The organism is Priestia sp. FSL W8-0001 (assembly GCF_038050335.1).
Classification (GTDB): Bacteria; Bacillota; Bacilli; order Bacillales; family Bacillaceae_H; genus Priestia; species Priestia flexa.
On the sequence record NZ_JBBPAL010000001.1, the window covers coordinates 1,750,652 to 1,767,330 of the forward strand.

Genomic DNA, 16,679 nt, shown 5'->3' on the forward strand with positions numbered 1-16,679 from the left:
AGTAGAAAGGAACGCTCGTCTATGCCTAAAATATTGTTTTGTGCGACAGTTGATTTTCACTTCAATGCGTTTCACCTTCCATATTTAAAGTGGTTTAAAGAACAAGGGTGGGAAGTCCATGTTGCAGCGGCTAAAACAATGGATTTACCATATGTCACTCACCAGCATGCGTTATCTATTCAGCGTTCACCTTTTCATATGAAGAATCTGCTTGCATATAAAGAGTTAAAGAAACTAATGAAAAAGCATCAATATGAAGTTATTCACTGCCACACGCCAATGGGTGGCATATTAGGGCGCTTAGCGGCTTTACAAATTCGAAAGCATGAAGCGTGTGTCCTTTATACAGCGCACGGCTTTCATTTCTATAAAGGGGCACCTTTATTAAATTGGCTTGTATATTATCCAATTGAGCGAGCAATTTCGTCTTACACTGATGTTTTAATTACAATTAATAGTGAAGATTATCATCTGGCTAAAGCAAAACTAAAAGCGCATAAAACAGTGCATGTAAAAGGTGTAGGGGTTAATACTGATAAATTCAAGCCAAGGTCCAAAAATCTTAATAAAACAATACTAGGCTACCATTCTCAGGATTTTTTACTAATCTACGCCGGAGAGTTTAATCACAATAAAAATCAACAGTACCTTATTCATTTAATGAAAGAGTTAAAAATACGAATACCACATGCTAAATTGTTGCTTGCAGGAGAGGGACCTTTACAAGGAAATTGCAGGTTATTAGCTGAACAATTAGGTGTAAGAGAAAGCGTTGAGTTTTTAGGGTACCATAAGGACTTAAATGAATTACTGCCGCTTTGCGATGTTGCTGTTGCTTCAAGTTTTAGAGAAGGTCTACCCGTCAATGTAATGGAAGCCATGGCATGTGGGTTACCGATCGTAGGTACAGATAATAGAGGACATAGAGAACTAATTCAGCAGCGACAAAACGGCTTCATTGCTCATACTCTGCAAGAATTTGCTTCTTATATTGAAGAGCTAGCAACAAACCAAGAATTAAAATATAGAATGGGCATGAAAGGGAGAAACGCAATTATGAATCATTACAGTTTAGAGAAAGTAATGGATAGAAAAAGAGCAATCTACGAAGCATGTATGAGAAAGGAAGAGAAACGGTGGATTGCAAATTAAGAGTACTTCATGTTGTCGTTAATATGAACAGAGGTGGAGCAGAAACGTTGCTCATGAATTTGTACCGCAACATCGACCGTTCTAAAGTTCAGTTTGATTTTTTAACATGCAAAGAAGGGGTTTTTGATTCAGAAATAAAAGAACTGGGTGGAAAGGTCTACCGTATTCCATATGTAACTGAAGTTGGTCACCGCTTGTATTTAAAGCAACTCTACTTATTTTTTCAACAACATCACACTTATCAAATTGTACACGCTCATTTAGATAAAATGAGTGGTTTTGTACTGCAAACAGCTAAAAAAGCTAAAATTCCAATTCGAATTGCCCATAGTCATAACACGAGAAGTGAAGGTGGTTTAGTGGCGCGCACTTATAAATGGTATGCAGGAACTCGAATTGTCCCATCTGCTACACACTTATATGCTTGTTCAAAAGCAGCTGCTAGCTGGTTATTTCAGAAGCATGACAGGAAAGTCATTCTGTTGAACAACGGAGTTGACGTGGATCGATTCCGCTATTGTCAGCAAGCAAGGCAGAAAGCTCGTGCAGAGTGGGGCGTTAATGAACGTACACTTGTATGGGGACATGTTGGTCGCTTTAACCATCAGAAAAACCATCGCTTTTTACTTGAATTATTTCATAAAGTTCATCAAAAAAATCAAAATACCGTGCTGGTCCTCGTTGGAGAGGGAGTATTAAAAAGCGAGATTGAAAAGCAAATTAAAGAACTGGAGCTCGCACAAAGCGTTAGATTATTAGGCGTTCGCTCAGATGTTCATGAGATCTTGCAAGGGTTTGATTGCTTTGTTTTTCCTTCAGTACATGAAGGGTTACCCTTAACCTTGATTGAAGCACAAGCATGTGGTCTACCCTGTATCATCTCTGATGACATCAGTGAAGAAGTTGACATGGAATGTGGTCTTATTCAGCGATTATCACTAGATAAGGCGAAGGAGTGGGAAAGGGTTCTATCTTTTATAGACCCTTCCTTGCCTCGAAAAGAAGTGGCTTATTTATTAGATAGAAAAGGCTATAACATTAAGCATCAAGCTGAAAAAATTGAGCAGTTTTATCGGGTGTGCATGAAGGAGGGCCATGATGAAAACCATAACCATTTTTACGCCAACATATAATCGGGCATATTGTTTGAACGATTGTTATGAAAGTTTAAAAGTCCAAACGTGCAAAGACTTTATTTGGTTAATTATCGATGATGGCTCCACGGATGATACTCGTCAAAAAGTGGCTGTTTGGAAAGAAGAAGGAGATGTAGATATCTCCTATTGTTTCCAAGAAAATAAAGGCATGCACGCTGCACACAATAAGGCGTATGAATTAATAGATACAGAACTGAATGTCTGTATCGACTCAGACGATTACATGCCAAGAGACGCGGTAGAGAAGATTATACAGCATTGGAAGCGATACGGAAATAGCAGCGTAAGCGGAATTATGGGGTTAGATTCAAACCGTAACGGCACTATCATCGGAACGGCTTTTCCTGAAGAATTAAAGCAGTCAACGCTGTTTCATCTTTATCATAAGCACGGCGTTACAGGAGATAAAAAGCTTGTATATCGAACAGAACTAACTAAAAGATATCCATATCCACTGTTTGAAGGTGAAAAATATGTCGGGCTTGCTTATAAGTATCACATGCTTGATAAAGACTATGAGCTGCTTTTAATGAACGAAGTTTTGTGCTGTGTAGAATATCTTCCCGATGGATCATCTCAAAATATGTTATCACAGTATCTAAAGAATCCACAGGGGTTTGCATTTTACAGAAAAGAGTTGATGAAACTTCCTTTTGCCAGCCCTCTGTTTAAATTTCGCCAAGCTGTTCATTATGTATCAAGCAGCCTCATCAGCCGGAACGGTCAGTTTTTAAAGGAGACACCTCTTAAAACAATAACTCTGTTAGCTGTCCCACTTGGTATTACGCTATATGGCTATATTACGTTAAAAACGAGAATGTTTATATCCTAAAACTTGGTTTAAATGAAAGGATCTTTTCAAATGGCTCTTTTATGGTTAAACCTAATTATTGTCTTTTTGTTGTCTTTTTTTTCACGGTATGCAGCTACACCTTTAATGGAATCAGGTTCACCTGTTGAAATTCGCCCTAATAAGCTTCTTGTTACAGGAGCGCTGATGGCGCTTGTTTGTATTTCAGGTTTGAGATCAAATATCGGCGATACATTGGCTTATATAGATATTTACACATCCAATGATTTTACGTGGCAATATGTGATGAGTCAAAAAGACATCGGGTTTGGGTTGTTTCAAATGCAGCTAAAGAACCTTTCACAAGATCCACAGCTTCTCATCTTTTCAACAGCTTTAATAACAAATGTTTTGGTTGTAACCGTCCTCTATAAATATTCGAGAATGCTAGATTTAAGCCTTTATGTATACATTACGGGAGGTTTATTTTTAGTATCAATGAATGGTATTAGGCAAATGTTAGCAGCAGCTATTATCTTCACAGCCACAAAACTGCTAATTGAAGGTAGATGGAAAGGATATTTTCTAGTTGTTATATGCGCTTCGTTTTTTCATCAAAGCGCATTTATTTTACTTCCTTTATATTTTGTTGTTCGGACAAAAGCATGGTCTAAATCTACAGTCGCTCTCGTTTTGTTAGCTGTAACTGCAGTGATTGGCTTTGACCAATTTATAAACATCTTGTTTTCAGCTATTGAAGATACCCAGTATGCAGAGTACAAAAACTTTGATGAAGGAGGAGCAAATTTTCTACGAGTTTTGATTAATGCCATACCTTTAGTCATTGCCTATTTAGGGAGAGAGCGGCTGCGAGAATTATTTCCAGAAAGTGATTATATCGTCAATATGACGCTTCTTGGCTTTGTATTCATGATTGTTTCAACACAAAACTGGATCTTTGCTCGCTTTACCATTTACTTTGGTCTTTATCAGCTAATTTTAATTTCCTGGCTAGTCAAGCTATTTCGAGAGAAAGATCAGAAAGTCGTTTACTACGGAATCTTAGCTTTTTACTTTGTTTATTTTTATTACGAGCACGTGGTGACGTTAAATATTATATATAAAAGTGACTTCTTAAACTGGTTTTAAAAGTTTAAGAGTAAAGTGAATGGAGGAGGAAAAAGATGGCTATTTTAGTCACAGGAGGAGCTGGTTATATTGGCAGTCACCTCTGCGTAGAGCTATTAAATGCAGGCTATGAGCTGATTGTAGTTGATAATTTTTCAAATAGTCATCCTGAAGCATTAAAAAGGGTTTCTAAGCTAACAGAGAAGTCTTTCGCTACATATAGTATCAGCCTACTGGATGAGCAAAAGCTTAAACAAATCTTTGCAAAACATCCTATCGAAGCAGTTATACATTTAGCAGGTCTCAAAGCTGTTGAAGAGTCTGTAAAGGAACCTTTGATGTACTATCAGCACAATTTAACTTCAACATTTGTACTATGTAATGTAATGAAGCAATACGGGGTGAAAAAGATGGTATTTAGCTCGTCAGCAACTGTTTATGGGAAGAGCAAGCAGGTTCCCATTACAGAAAAAACCCCCTTAGGAGCGATTAATCCCTATGGAAAAACGAAGGAGATCATCGAACAAGTTTTAGGTGACTTGTATGGCTCAGATGCTTCATGGAGCATTGCAATACTAAGATATTTTAACCCTGTTGGTGCTCATGAGAGTGGGTTAATCGGTGAAGACCCTCGAGGGATTCCAAGCAACCTAATGCCATATCTTTCACAAGTAGCAATAGGTGAGCTTTCTCACCTTGATGTTTATGGAAACGACTATCCGACGGTTGATGGTACGGGAGTTCGAGACTATATTCATGTCGTAGATTTGGCTATAGGACATATAAAAGCAATGGAAAAGATGAGGAATCAAACAGGAATTCATACGTATAACTTAGGAACAGGAAAAGGCTATAGTGTATTGGAACTAGTGGCTGCATTCCAGCTTGCTTCAAAGAAAAATATTCCGTTTCGTACAACGAATCGTCGAAGTGGTGACACGGCCATTTGCTTTGCTGACGTAACAAAAGCGGAAAAAGAATTAAATTGGTCTGCGCTTCGTGGTATTGATGAGATTTGTAAAGATACGTGGAATTGGCAGAAATTAAACCCAAATGGGTACACCACTCAATCAGTGCAGAAAATAATTTTATCAGAATAGGATGAATTTAATGGCTTCTAACATTAAGCAACTAAATGAACAGACATTACGGCGGATTTTAGCTGAATTGGAGAAAAAAGCACAGGTAGCCACACACTTAACGCTTTCGGAAGTACTCGATGATTTAAAGCAGAGTTTACTAGCCGTGAATGTGACAGCAGATGCTACGTCAAAAAGTAAACAAGATAAGGAGTAAGTGTTCACATGAAGCGTTTACTTGATATTGTTGTTACATTTATCTTATTAATTCTGCTATTTCCTATACTACTAATTTGTTGTATGATTGTGAAATTTAGCTTAGGTTCACCAATTTTCTTTAAGCAACAGCGTCCTGGCTTAGAGCAGAAACCTTTTTATGTATACAAACTTCGTACAATGAACTCGACGGTAGATGAAGAGGGTGAACTATTAGCTGACCATATAAGATTAACCAAAATGGGATTATTTTTAAGGAAATATAGCTTAGATGAACTTCCCCAATTAGTTAATGTTTTAAAAGGGGACATGAGCTTAGTGGGACCTAGACCACTTTTAATGGAATACTTAACCCTCTATACAAAAGAACAAGAAACTCGTCATTCAGTTAGACCGGGAATAACAGGATGGGCACAGGTGAACGGTCGGAACAATCTTTCTTGGGAAGAAAAGCTTGCGTTAGATACTTGGTATGTTCGAAACCAAACGATGGGCTTGGATTTGAAAATATTACTACTGACGGCTTTAAAAGTTGTAAAAAAAGAAGGGGTTTCAAAGCAAGGGCACGTCACGACGGATAAATTTACGGGTTCGAAAGATGTGATATAGGATGAATGTTGTTGTTATAGGTAACGGAGGTCACAGTAAAGTTATTCAAGAGATAATTCGCTTAAACGGCCATATCATTATCGCGGTGTTAGATGATCAATATCAGACCAATTTCTTTGAGGATGAAGTGATTTATGCACCTATATCGTATATAGAAAAATTGGAGAGTGCGTATGTATTTCAAATTAGTATTGCTATTGGAGATAATTCAATAAGAAGACAGTTAATGGAGCTGTTAAATCTTTCATCCAGTCAGTATTTATCTGTTATTCATCCAACGGCTGTTATCAGTCAAACAGCAGAGATTGGTAATGGAACCGTTATTATGCCATATGCGGTTGTTAATGCTGGTGCAGTGATAAAAAAACATTGCATTATCAACTCAGGTGCAATCATTGAACACGATAGTTTACTAGAAGATTATGTACATGCTGCTCCTCGAGCTACGATTACAGGTGAAGTAACAATAGGTGAAGGCGTATTTATTGGAGCAGGAGCTACCGTTATCCCTCAAAAAAAAATTGGAGCATGGTCAATAATTGGTGCTGGCTCAACGGTTACATCAGATTTACCAAGTTATTGTATAGCAGTGGGCTCGCCAGCAATAGTGAAAAATAATAACTCCATAAAAGCAGAAAGAAGGTGAGTAAGTTCCATGTACCAAATTTATTTATCGCCTCCTCATATGAGTGGAGAAGAGCAAAGGTATATTCAACAAGCATTTCAAACGAATTGGATTGCACCAGTAGGCCCTAATATTGACCGGTTCGAGCAAGAAGTAGCCTTATACGTAAGAGCTAAAGGAGCTGTAGCAGTAAGTTCAGGTACTGCTGCCATTCATTTAGCTCTTTCTTTGCTAGAAGTTAAAAAAGGAGATCGGGTATTTTGCTCAACTCTAACATTTGTGGCAAGTGCTAATCCCATTCTTTATCAAGGAGCAGAACCGGTTTTTATTGACTCAGAGCCAGATACATGGAATATGTCTCCACGTGCACTAGAAAGAGCATTGAAAGAAGCTGTTCAAATAAATCAGTTACCTAAAGCTGTAATTGTCGTTCATTTGTATGGACAAAGTGCAAGGATGAACGAAATTATGGAACTTTGTCAGAAATATAAGGTACCTGTAATTGAAGATGCTGCTGAATCTCTAGGCTCCACTTATAGAGGCCAGTATACAGGAACGTTCGGTGATTTTGGTATTTATTCATTTAACGGCAACAAAATTATTACGACATCAGGTGGTGGAATGCTTGTTTCAAATAATGAAGAAGCATTGAACAAAGCGAAGTTTTTAGCAACACAAGCAAGGGATCCAGCGATTCACTATGAGCATAGCACGATGGGATACAATTACCGGATGAGCAACATATTGGCTGGAATTGGTTTGGCTCAATTAAATGTTTTACAGAAACGAATTGAAGCTAGGAGAGCAGTATTTCAGCGCTATTATAAACGTTTATCTCATATTAACGGCGTTGCGTTCATGCCTGAGCTACGAGAGACTATCACCAATCGATGGCTGACAGCCCTTACAATTGATTGTGACAAGCTAAACATAAAGCCTAAAGAAATTATAAATGTCTTAAAGAAAAACAAAATTGAAGCAAGACCTGTATGGAAACCTTTGCACTTACAGTCACTATTTAAAGGCTGCCTTTACTATAGCCATTCTGAAGTCGAGCATATTGCTGAAACGCTTTTTTATACAGGAGTGTGTTTACCATCTGGTTCCAACCTCTCCGTAGGCGAACAAACAGCTGTTATTAAGCTATTGCAAACTAGTATGATGACCAGCAGTCATTCAATCGTGTAGTCAATAAGAGAAAGTATGAGGTATGTATATAATGATAGGAGATAATATATATAGGATTCGTAAATCAAGAGGCTTAACTTTGTCAGAGCTTGCAGAAAGATCAAATGTCTCAAAGTCATATTTAAGCAATATTGAACGAAATGTAAACCAAAACCCATCTATACAAGTTGTTGAGAAGATTGCAGCAGTATTGGGCGTCGAATTTAATTGGTTATTAGAATTACAACCTCAACATGACTCTCTCCCGGAACAAGAATGGCTAGATTTTATTGATGAACTAAAGAAGATAGGTGTGAAAAAAGAACAGTTAGAAGAGTATAAAAGGGTTTTTGCGTTTATTAAATGGCAGCAGGAAACGAAAAATACGTTGGTAGAATAGTAGGAAGGAGTTATGAGAGGTGGCTAAATCCAAAGAGACAATCCCTAAGATTATTCATTACTGCTGGTTTGGTAATAAAGAAAAGCCTCCATTAGTTCAAAAGTGTATTCAAAGCTGGCGAGATTGTTTGAAAGATTACGAAATCATTGAGTGGAATGAATCAAATACATCGTTAGAGTCTAACCAATACGTGAAAGAAGCGTATAAACAAGAGCAGTATGCATTTGTCAGTGATTATGTTCGAATGCAAGCGTTGTATAACATGGGCGGAATTTATTTAGACACAGATGTAGAAGTGTTTAAATCTTTTGATAATTTGTTAATCAATCAGTCTTTCTTTGGCTTTGAAGAAAAAAGTTTTGTCGCGACAAGTACATTTGGTGCTATGAAAGAACATCCTATTTTAAAGAACATGCTTGATTATTATGATGGGCAAAGCTTTATTCAAAAAGATGGATCCTACAACCAGCTGACAAACGTCGCTGTTATGACAAAAATGTTTGAAAAAATGGGAATGAAAAGAACAGGAGAGCAACAGTATATTGAAGAAATGGCAGTTATTTATCCGCAAAGTTATTTTTCACCGTACGATTATATAAACTGTCGTCTACTTCAAACGGAAGAAACGTACGCGGTCCACCATTTTTATAAAAGCTGGCTTTCCCCACGGCAAAAAGCGAAAGGAATGGCAAAGCAAGCAGTTGTCAAGCTTATTGGTGGTAACAACTTAGCATATATTCGTAGCATTATAACGAAGGGATCGTGAAGCCATGAAGAAAATGTTAATCTCTTCGTTTGACATGGAAGTAGGAGGTGTGGAGCGTAGCTTATTAAGTATGCTCGGTCATTTTGATTATGAAGCATATGAAGTAGATCTTCATCTTCATAGTCATACAGGAGATTTATTTGCGGACTTACCATCAAAAGCTAAACTGTTACCAGAATTAAAAGCATATAAAACGTTTCGTAAATCAATTGTTCAAAATATAAAAGATAAGCAGTTCCCCATTGTGCTAGCTCGACTTTTAGCTAAGTATCGAGTAGCTTACTGTAAAAGTACTGAAAGTGGCTATAAGCAAATGCAGTATATGTGGAGGTATACTCTGCCTTTCTTACCTGCTCTGAAGCAAGAGTATGATGTAGCAATTAGCTATCTATGGCCACATGATTTTGTAGCAGAAAAAGTACAGGCTAAAATTAAAATTGCGTGGATACATACTGATTTTTCTACGATCGAAACGGATAAGGTACTCGACCTTAAAGTATGGAAACAGTTTAACCACATCGTAGCGGTGTCAGAAGAGTGTAAACAAGCATTCTTAAGAAAGTATCCTTCTTTAGCTGATAAAACAACAGTGGTTGAAAACATTCGCTCCCCTAAGCTTATTGAAAATCAAGCTAATGAGCCTTTAGAATCTCGAATGGCGAAAGATAATCGATTTAAAATTGTCACGGTAGCTAGGCTTTCTCATGCTAAAGGGATTGATCGAGCTGTGCAAGCATTCAAATACTTGAAAGCAAAAGGACATAGCAATATCGCCTGGTACGTGGTTGGATATGGTGGGGATGAGGAGATGCTTCAATCGTTAATCCAAGAAAATAATTTAGAGAATGATTTCCTACTGGTAGGAAAAAAAATGAATCCATATCCGTATATAAAAGCAGCCGATCTATACGTGCAGCCTTCCAGGTACGAAGGGAAAGCAGTAACGATATGTGAGGCGCAAATCCTTGCAAAGCCGGTGCTTATTACGAACTACCCAACGGCTGTGAGTCAGGTGAAGAGCTATGAAGACGGCGTTATATGTGAAGCTTCTATAGAAGGAATAGCAAGTGGAATTGAAGAAATGCTACATAACTCGGGTTTGAGGAGTCAGCTAACTTCTAAGTGTAAAAGTATAAACTATCACAATGAGAAAGAATTAGAGAAGCTTTATGAGTTAATGAACTAGGTTGCCGTATTCTTAAATAGAAGACGTGTGAAAAGTGAGGCAAACTAAATGAAAAAACGGATCCTAATTGTAATAGACTCTTTAAATAGTGGAGGGGCCGAAAAAAGCCTAATCTCACTATTAGCTTGTTTTAATTATCAAAAATATAAAGTAGATTTACTATTATTTTCAATTGAGGGGCTCTATTTAAATATGCTTCCAAAGGAAGTTACTATTTTACCGCAGCCTGCGTATATGAAAAAGCAAGCTAAAAAGCGAGTAGATTTAGTAAAAGAAAAAGAGTTTAAATCACTCTATTTTAGAACGTTCGCATCGCTTGCTTTGCGTAACCCTTTAAAAAAGAAAACAATGCACTCCTCTCAAATTTTATGGACATGGGCGAATAGAGGAATGGAACCGCTAGAACAAAGATATGACGTAGCGATTGCATATAGTCAAGGAATGCCAACTTATTTTGTAGCAGAGAAAGTACAGGCAGCTAAAAAACTTGCCTGGGTAAATACTGACTACAAATTAATTCGTCATCATAAAAAATTTGATGTGTATTACTATAATCAATTTCACCATATTATTGCTGTTTCGGATTCATGTAAAGAAGTGTTGACGACTGAGCTACCAAGCATAGCAAAAAAAGTGGAAGTCATTTATGATATTATCTCTCCTGCGCTCATTTATGAGATGGCAATAAAAAAAGGAGGGTTTACTGATTTGTTCGATGGCATAAGAATATTGACAATAGGGCGACTTGTTGAGCAAAAGGGCTATGATCTTGCCATTGAAGCGTGCTATAGATTAAAAAAGCAAGGCTTCAATATAAAGTGGTACGCAATTGGTGAAGGCTCACTAGAACAGAACCTAAAGCAAAAAGTAGCCGCCTACCACTTAGAAGGTGTATTTGTTTTTTTAGGCACATATCAAAATCCCTATCCTTTTTTACATCAGGCGGATATCTACGTGCAACCTTCTAAATTAGAAGGCTATGGTTTAGCTATGGCGGAAGCGAGGCTATTGAAAAAGCCGATTGTCGCTACTAATTTTCCGATTGTCTATAATCAGCTTAGAGATCGAGAGAATGGATTAATTGTAAAAATGAACGCTGTCAGTTTGGCTAAAGGTATTCAAGAAATGATTTGTGATAGTGAATTAAAAAAGTCTGTCTGTGAAAAGCTGAGCCATGAACAAGTAGGGACAGAAGCTGAAATCTTCAAGGTGTATTCCTTACTTGAGGCCGCAAAATAAAGGTGGAAGATGAAATGAGAGTACAAAAAGCAACCTTAAATGCGGTGATGAACGTATTATCTTTTATTCTACTATTATTTCCCGCCTTTATAGTGAGAAAAGCTTTTATTGATGCTTTAGGTAACGAACTACTAGGGCTTACTGCGCTATATACTAGCATGATTGGGATGCTATCAATTCTAGAATTAGGTATTGGTAGTGCAATTGTATATGCTTTATATCAACCATTTGCTGAAAGAAATACAATCAAGATTAAAGGATACCTTAATTATTATGCTAAATTTTATAAAATAATTGGTGCAATTATATTGGGCGTAGGTATATGTATGCTGCCGTTTTTACCGCTGTTTATAAAAGGAAATTTGAATATAATGGACGCAAGAATATACTTTCTTTTATTTTTAGCGAATAGCGTTATCACCTATTTTTTTTCATATAAATTTAGTTTGCTCATTGTAGCACAAGAAGAATATCGAATAGCTGTGAGCATGACCTTAGCTAAGCTGGGGACCTTTGCTTTACAGTTTGTGTTATTAAAACTATATCCAAGCTTATATGCTTTCTTGATTATTCAGCTCGTTATTAACCTTCTCTTTTATTATATATTAAATCGCTTAATTCATAAAAAGTTTGCTTGGGTATTTGAGGTAAAGGGAGAAATAGAACCTTCAGAAAAAAGAGAGTTAACGAAGAATATGAAAGCCATGTTCTTTCATAAAATTGGCGGTATCTTGGTGTTTAGTACAGATAATATCATCATGGCTTACTATATTAACCTAGGAGTAGTAGGAGTGTTTAATAATTACTATATGATTATTAGTGCGTTTCAAGCTACCATACTAAACGGCTTATCAGGTATAACAGCAAGCATTGGCCAGCTGCTCACAGAAAATAATCGAGAAAATGCGTTTGTCGTTCATCAACGTTTATTTTTTATAAGCTTTTGGTTGGTGTCATGTATGGTTATTTCACTGTGGAATACGATTAATTCGTTTATTTTGATATGGCTTAATGAAGAACAGCTATTAGACTCACTAACGATTGGCCTCATATTAGTAAATTTGTATATTTTTTTAATGCGAGGGTCGGTAGATCGATTTAAAGAAGCGGGTGGAATATTTTATCAAGATCGATATGCTCCTTTAATTGAAGGTGCTGTGAATATCGTTGCGTCACTTGTGCTGGTAAAAGTGATGGGTTTATCAGGTATTTTTTTAGGAACGCTCATCAGCAACATAGCGGTTATCTTTTGGGTTAAACCAAAAATGGTATATAAATATGTATTTCATAAGCCTTTACGCCAATACTTCCAGCTCTATTTTAAGTATTTACTATTTGCTTTAATTCCTTTGTTCGTAACGCATTTGGTGACGTCTAGTCTTAAAGGTTCAGATAGTACTCTGTTATTTTTATCCAATTGTGTGCTTAATTTAGTTATTATTAATGGTTTCTATTGGGCACTTTTTCATCGTACACCGGAGTTTTCTTATTTTAAGAAGTTAGTAGTAAACAGCTTAGCGGCTAGTCGTTCTCGTTTTTCTTTCCAAAAAGGTTTTAGTAGAGGTCAATAATTGACGACAAAACTGGAAGAAACAGTATTGCAATGAAGAAAGAAGTATAGTAAAGTTCTTTATAAAGAACAAAAATGAGATATATTTTTTAATTATGTGTTCTTTATTAAGAATAGAAAAGTGGGGAGTAGAGAAGTGAGTGCAATTGCTGGTATATACCATTTTAATTCAAGAGAAGTATCAACCGAAGAAATAAACCGGGTAATGCGTTCATTTCAATCATACCCAGCCGATGATATTCAGGTTTGGCGTCAAAAAGGTTTGTTTTTGGGTTGTCATAATCAATGGATTACGCCTGAATCTATTTCTCAACCTATCCCATTTTATAATTTAGAGAAAAAGCTTGTTATCACAGCGGATGCTATCATTGACAATCGTGAAGAGCTTTTTTTAAAGCTAGGTGTTGATAAAAACGCTTGGGGAGACATTTCTGATACGGAGCTAATCTTACTTGCATATGAGCGCTGGAATAGTAGCTGTCCAAGTTATTTAATTGGTGACTTTGCTTTTATGATTTGGGATGAAAGCGAAAACCAGTTGTTTGGGGCAAGAGACTTCTCAGGAGCTCGTACACTTTATTATCATCATGGTTACGAAACATTCGCATTTTCTACCCTTGTTCGCCCGCTGTTACATCTGCCATTCGTGAGGTCAAAAAGAAATGAAGAGTGGATAGCAGAATTCTTAACAATTCCGTGGAACTTTGAGTCAGTTGATACATCTTCAACGGTATACGAACAGATCAAGCAGCTGTCTCCTGGTTATCAAATCATCGTCAAAAGCGGACGCGTAACGCTAACACGCTATGCATTTATTCAGCAACAAGACTTGCTATTGAAAACAAACGAGGAATATGAAGAAGCATTTAAAGAAGTTTTTCAAGTAGCGATTAGCTCAAGAATTCGTACGCATAAAGCAATTGGTGCACATTTAAGCGGGGGATTGGATTCAGGGTCAGTTGTTAGCTTCGCTGCGAAAGCTTTACGAAATCGAGAGGAAAAACTTCGCACCTTTAGCTATGTACCTATTCAAGATTTCGTTGATTGGACGCCAAAATATAGAATAGCTAATGAGAAAAAATTTATAAAATCAACTGTCCAATATTTAGGGAATATAGAAGATACTTATCTAGATTTTAAAGAGCGAAATCCATTTACGGAAATCGATGATTGGATTAACTTATTAGAAATGCCCTACAAATTTTTTGAGAACACGTTTTGGCTTAAAGGAATTTATGAGGAAGCTGCGCGACAGAATATAGGTATTTTGTTAAATGGTCAAAGAGGAAACTGGACAATTTCCTGGGGGCATGCGCTTGACTACCAGGCATCTCTTTTGAAGAAGTTATCTTTGAAAAAGCTGTCTCACGAGATGAAACTGTATAGTCAAAACATCGGCGTTACTCGCTCAAGGGTTTTTCATTTTGTCCGTAGAAAAGCTTTTCCACTACTACATTTGTCGTCGTACCGAAAGCAAGAAAGTCAATTTCCACAAATGGTTAATCCCAACTTTGCTCGAAAGCAAGACGTATATAAAAAGCTGAAGAAGCACCAAATTGATTTAACAGGAAATGCTATAACCAGCGTATATGAAGTGAAAGAGAAACAATTTGAACACCCTTATTATTGGAATATTACTGGTACATATGGCTCTAAACTATCTGTACGGTATGGTGTGTGGGATCGAGACCCGACCAACGATTTGCGCGTGATTCGTTTTTGCTTATCCGTCCCAGAATCTCAATACGTACAAGATGGAGTTGACAGATCGCTGATTAGAAGAGCTACAAAAGGGATGCTTCCGGATAACATTCGTATGAATCAAAAGGTGAAAGGTGTGCAAGGCGCTGACGGGACTTTACGCATGGTTCAAGCATGGCCAAGTTTTCTACAGGAAGTTGAAGCTTTAATTTCTGATGAACAAATGGCTTGTTATCTTGATATGGCTTCTTTAAAAGAAGCTAAAAAGACGATTGGTACTATCCCGAAGCCTGAATTGATTTTCGACCTTCGCTTTCGATTGCTTATGCGTAGCCTAATTTTTTATCGGTTTATGAAAAAAATGAATTGAAAGGGGGTGAACGAATGAAAAAACAGTGGGAATTACCAGTATTAGAGGTAGTAGAAGTTAAAATGACGATGGCAGGGCCTGGAATTAAAACACCGGATGCAGTGCAGCCTGATGTTGATGAAGTGATTCACCATAGCTAAATAGATGATTTAATTGATGGACTGCCCTTGTACGCACTTTATCAGTATAAGGGTATCTTTCAACTAATGAACGTATCTTTTTCACTGGTTGTTCTTTATAATGAACAAAAGTGTTTTTAAATAGAGGAGGCGTGATGATTGTTAGATATTCAAACAAAAGTAAGGTATCAAGCGTTTGGATTATTAATTGCTAGTGAAATGAAGATCCCGGAACTGATAGCGGTCGATTTAGGAAAAAGCGAAGAGGAAGTAACCGTGCAAATAAAAGAGTTGGAGCTTTTATGGAATCAAACATGCCGTGAAGATCAATATTTTCATGTTGAAGCAAATCGATTCTTTTTTAAAGTCCCTGATGTAGCCATTTTTGATGTAAAAAATGGCAATGAGATTAGCATATGTCCTATGAAAAACTCAAATGAAGATCAAATCAGGCTGTATGTGCTTGGTTCTTGCATGGGTGCACTATTATTGCAGCGAAAAATCCTGCCTTTACACGGAAGTGCAGTTGTTATTAATGGAAAAGCGTACGGAATTGTTGGGAAATCAGGCGCGGGTAAATCTACGCTAGCGTCAGCTTTTTTACAAAAAGGATACGAGCTGCTAACAGATGATGTGATTGCCCTGCCTTTGCAGAATAACCAGCCAGTTGTGATTCCTGCTTATCCACAGCAAAAGCTATGGCAAGAAAGCTTAAGTCATTTTGGTATGAACGCTACCATATATCGCCCGATTGTCCAGCGTGAAACAAAGTTTTCGATTCCAGTTACTTCTCAGTTTGCTAATTGTCCAGTTCCGCTAGCAGGCGTAGTAGAGTTGGTAAAAAGCAATCAAGAGGAAATAGAAATAAACGAAGTAGCGGGTATAGAAAAGCTCCAAATGCTGTTTAATCATACGTATCGTCGTTTTTTAATGGAATCGTTTAATCTGTATGATTGGCATTTTCAAACCACAGTATCCGTCGCTAACCAAATCGGTATGTATCAGCTAAAACGACCTATTAATCGCTTTACAGCAAGTGAGTTAGTAGAAAGTATTCTACATAAAATTCATGAAGGAGAGAAGAAAAATGATAAATAGCCAAGTGATTGAAAAAAGCCAACTTGTTGCACAAGCAAAAGGACAGATTGTAAGTGATATGGGTGGAGAGAAAGTTATGCTAAGCATTCAAAACAGCAAATATTACAATCTAGGTGAAGTTGGTGGTGATATTTGGGAAGAATTAAAGCAACCGATGACAGTGAGCAACCTAATCTTACGCTTAACAGAAAAGTATGAAGTCGAAAAAGACGTTTGTGAGCAGCAGGTCATGCACTTTTTAACCTCTCTAAAAGCTGAAGGCTTACTTTTAATCCAAGACGCACCTAATAAATAACTAGCAGGGGGC

18 protein-coding genes are annotated in these 16,679 nt (G+C 37.1%); all 18 read left to right on the forward strand.

Annotated elements, in window-relative coordinates; all coding sequences use genetic code 11:
- The first annotated feature begins 21 nt into the window (after positions 1-21).
- Complete coding sequence (locus MKZ18_RS09235; RefSeq protein ID WP_340842557.1) at positions 22-1,152, forward strand: glycosyltransferase family 4 protein; 1,131 nt, start codon at positions 22-24, stop codon at positions 1,150-1,152.
- Positions 1,137-2,285: a glycosyltransferase family 1 protein gene (locus MKZ18_RS09240; protein WP_144593865.1), complete on the forward strand. Its 1,149-nt coding sequence runs from the start codon at positions 1,137-1,139 to the stop codon at positions 2,283-2,285. The genes MKZ18_RS09235 and MKZ18_RS09240 overlap by 16 nt, the downstream gene beginning before the upstream one ends.
- Entirely contained in the window at positions 2,251-3,141 is an 891-nt protein-coding gene (locus MKZ18_RS09245) for a glycosyltransferase family 2 protein (protein ID WP_062686479.1), read from the forward strand. The genes MKZ18_RS09240 and MKZ18_RS09245 overlap by 35 nt, the downstream gene beginning before the upstream one ends.
- A gap of 30 nt (positions 3,142-3,171) precedes the next feature.
- Entirely contained in the window at positions 3,172-4,248 is a 1,077-nt protein-coding gene (locus MKZ18_RS09250; protein WP_062686478.1) for an EpsG family protein, read from the forward strand.
- Positions 4,249-4,283: 35 nt separating this feature from the next.
- Entirely contained in the window at positions 4,284-5,327 is a 1,044-nt protein-coding gene (gene galE / locus MKZ18_RS09255; RefSeq protein ID WP_138117070.1) for a UDP-glucose 4-epimerase GalE, read from the forward strand.
- A 10-nt stretch (positions 5,328-5,337) separates the two neighbouring features.
- Positions 5,338-5,523, forward strand: a complete 186-nt coding sequence (locus tag MKZ18_RS09260; protein WP_062686476.1) for a hypothetical protein — start codon at positions 5,338-5,340, stop codon at positions 5,521-5,523.
- Between the two features lie 8 nt (positions 5,524-5,531).
- Positions 5,532-6,131 carry a sugar transferase gene (locus MKZ18_RS09265; RefSeq protein ID WP_062686475.1) on the forward strand — a complete coding sequence of 200 codons (600 nt, stop codon included), beginning with the start codon at positions 5,532-5,534 and terminating at the stop codon, positions 6,129-6,131.
- Position 6,132: 1 nt separating this feature from the next.
- The gene (locus tag MKZ18_RS09270; RefSeq protein ID WP_340842556.1) at positions 6,133-6,777 is read left to right on the forward strand and encodes an acetyltransferase; all 645 of its coding nucleotides are present in this window, start codon (positions 6,133-6,135) and stop codon (positions 6,775-6,777) included.
- Between the two features lie 9 nt (positions 6,778-6,786).
- A complete protein-coding gene (locus MKZ18_RS09275; RefSeq protein ID WP_062686473.1) occupies positions 6,787-7,944 on the forward strand; it encodes an aminotransferase class I/II-fold pyridoxal phosphate-dependent enzyme in 1,158 nt (385 codons plus the stop codon).
- A 31-nt stretch (positions 7,945-7,975) separates the two neighbouring features.
- The gene (locus tag MKZ18_RS09280) at positions 7,976-8,323 is read left to right on the forward strand and encodes a helix-turn-helix domain-containing protein (protein ID WP_062686472.1); all 348 of its coding nucleotides are present in this window, start codon (positions 7,976-7,978) and stop codon (positions 8,321-8,323) included.
- A 19-nt stretch (positions 8,324-8,342) separates the two neighbouring features.
- Positions 8,343-9,089, forward strand: a complete 747-nt coding sequence (locus MKZ18_RS09285; protein ID WP_340842555.1) for a glycosyltransferase family 32 protein — start codon at positions 8,343-8,345, stop codon at positions 9,087-9,089.
- A gap of 4 nt (positions 9,090-9,093) precedes the next feature.
- Complete coding sequence (locus MKZ18_RS09290; RefSeq protein WP_340842554.1) at positions 9,094-10,275, forward strand: glycosyltransferase; 1,182 nt, start codon at positions 9,094-9,096, stop codon at positions 10,273-10,275.
- 48 nt (positions 10,276-10,323) lie between these two features.
- Positions 10,324-11,514 (forward strand): glycosyltransferase, encoded by a 1,191-nt coding sequence (locus MKZ18_RS09295; protein ID WP_062686469.1) that lies wholly within the window; start codon positions 10,324-10,326, stop codon positions 11,512-11,514.
- Positions 11,515-11,528: 14 nt separating this feature from the next.
- Positions 11,529-13,085, forward strand: a complete 1,557-nt coding sequence (locus tag MKZ18_RS09300; RefSeq protein WP_225001619.1) for a lipopolysaccharide biosynthesis protein — start codon at positions 11,529-11,531, stop codon at positions 13,083-13,085.
- 135 nt (positions 13,086-13,220) lie between these two features.
- Positions 13,221-15,155 carry an asparagine synthase-related protein gene (locus MKZ18_RS09305; protein WP_062686467.1) on the forward strand — a complete coding sequence of 645 codons (1,935 nt, stop codon included), beginning with the start codon at positions 13,221-13,223 and terminating at the stop codon, positions 15,153-15,155.
- 14 nt (positions 15,156-15,169) lie between these two features.
- Positions 15,170-15,295 carry a paeninodin family lasso peptide gene (locus tag MKZ18_RS09310; protein WP_062686466.1) on the forward strand — a complete coding sequence of 42 codons (126 nt, stop codon included), beginning with the start codon at positions 15,170-15,172 and terminating at the stop codon, positions 15,293-15,295.
- A 138-nt stretch (positions 15,296-15,433) separates the two neighbouring features.
- On the forward strand, positions 15,434-16,372 hold the full coding sequence (locus MKZ18_RS09315; protein ID WP_374699984.1) for an aldolase: 939 nt from the start codon (positions 15,434-15,436) through the stop codon (positions 16,370-16,372).
- Complete coding sequence (locus tag MKZ18_RS09320) at positions 16,362-16,667, forward strand: lasso peptide biosynthesis PqqD family chaperone (RefSeq protein ID WP_062686465.1); 306 nt, start codon at positions 16,362-16,364, stop codon at positions 16,665-16,667. Before MKZ18_RS09315 ends, MKZ18_RS09320 begins: the two co-directional genes overlap by 11 nt.
- The last annotated feature ends 12 nt before the right edge of the window (positions 16,668-16,679 follow it).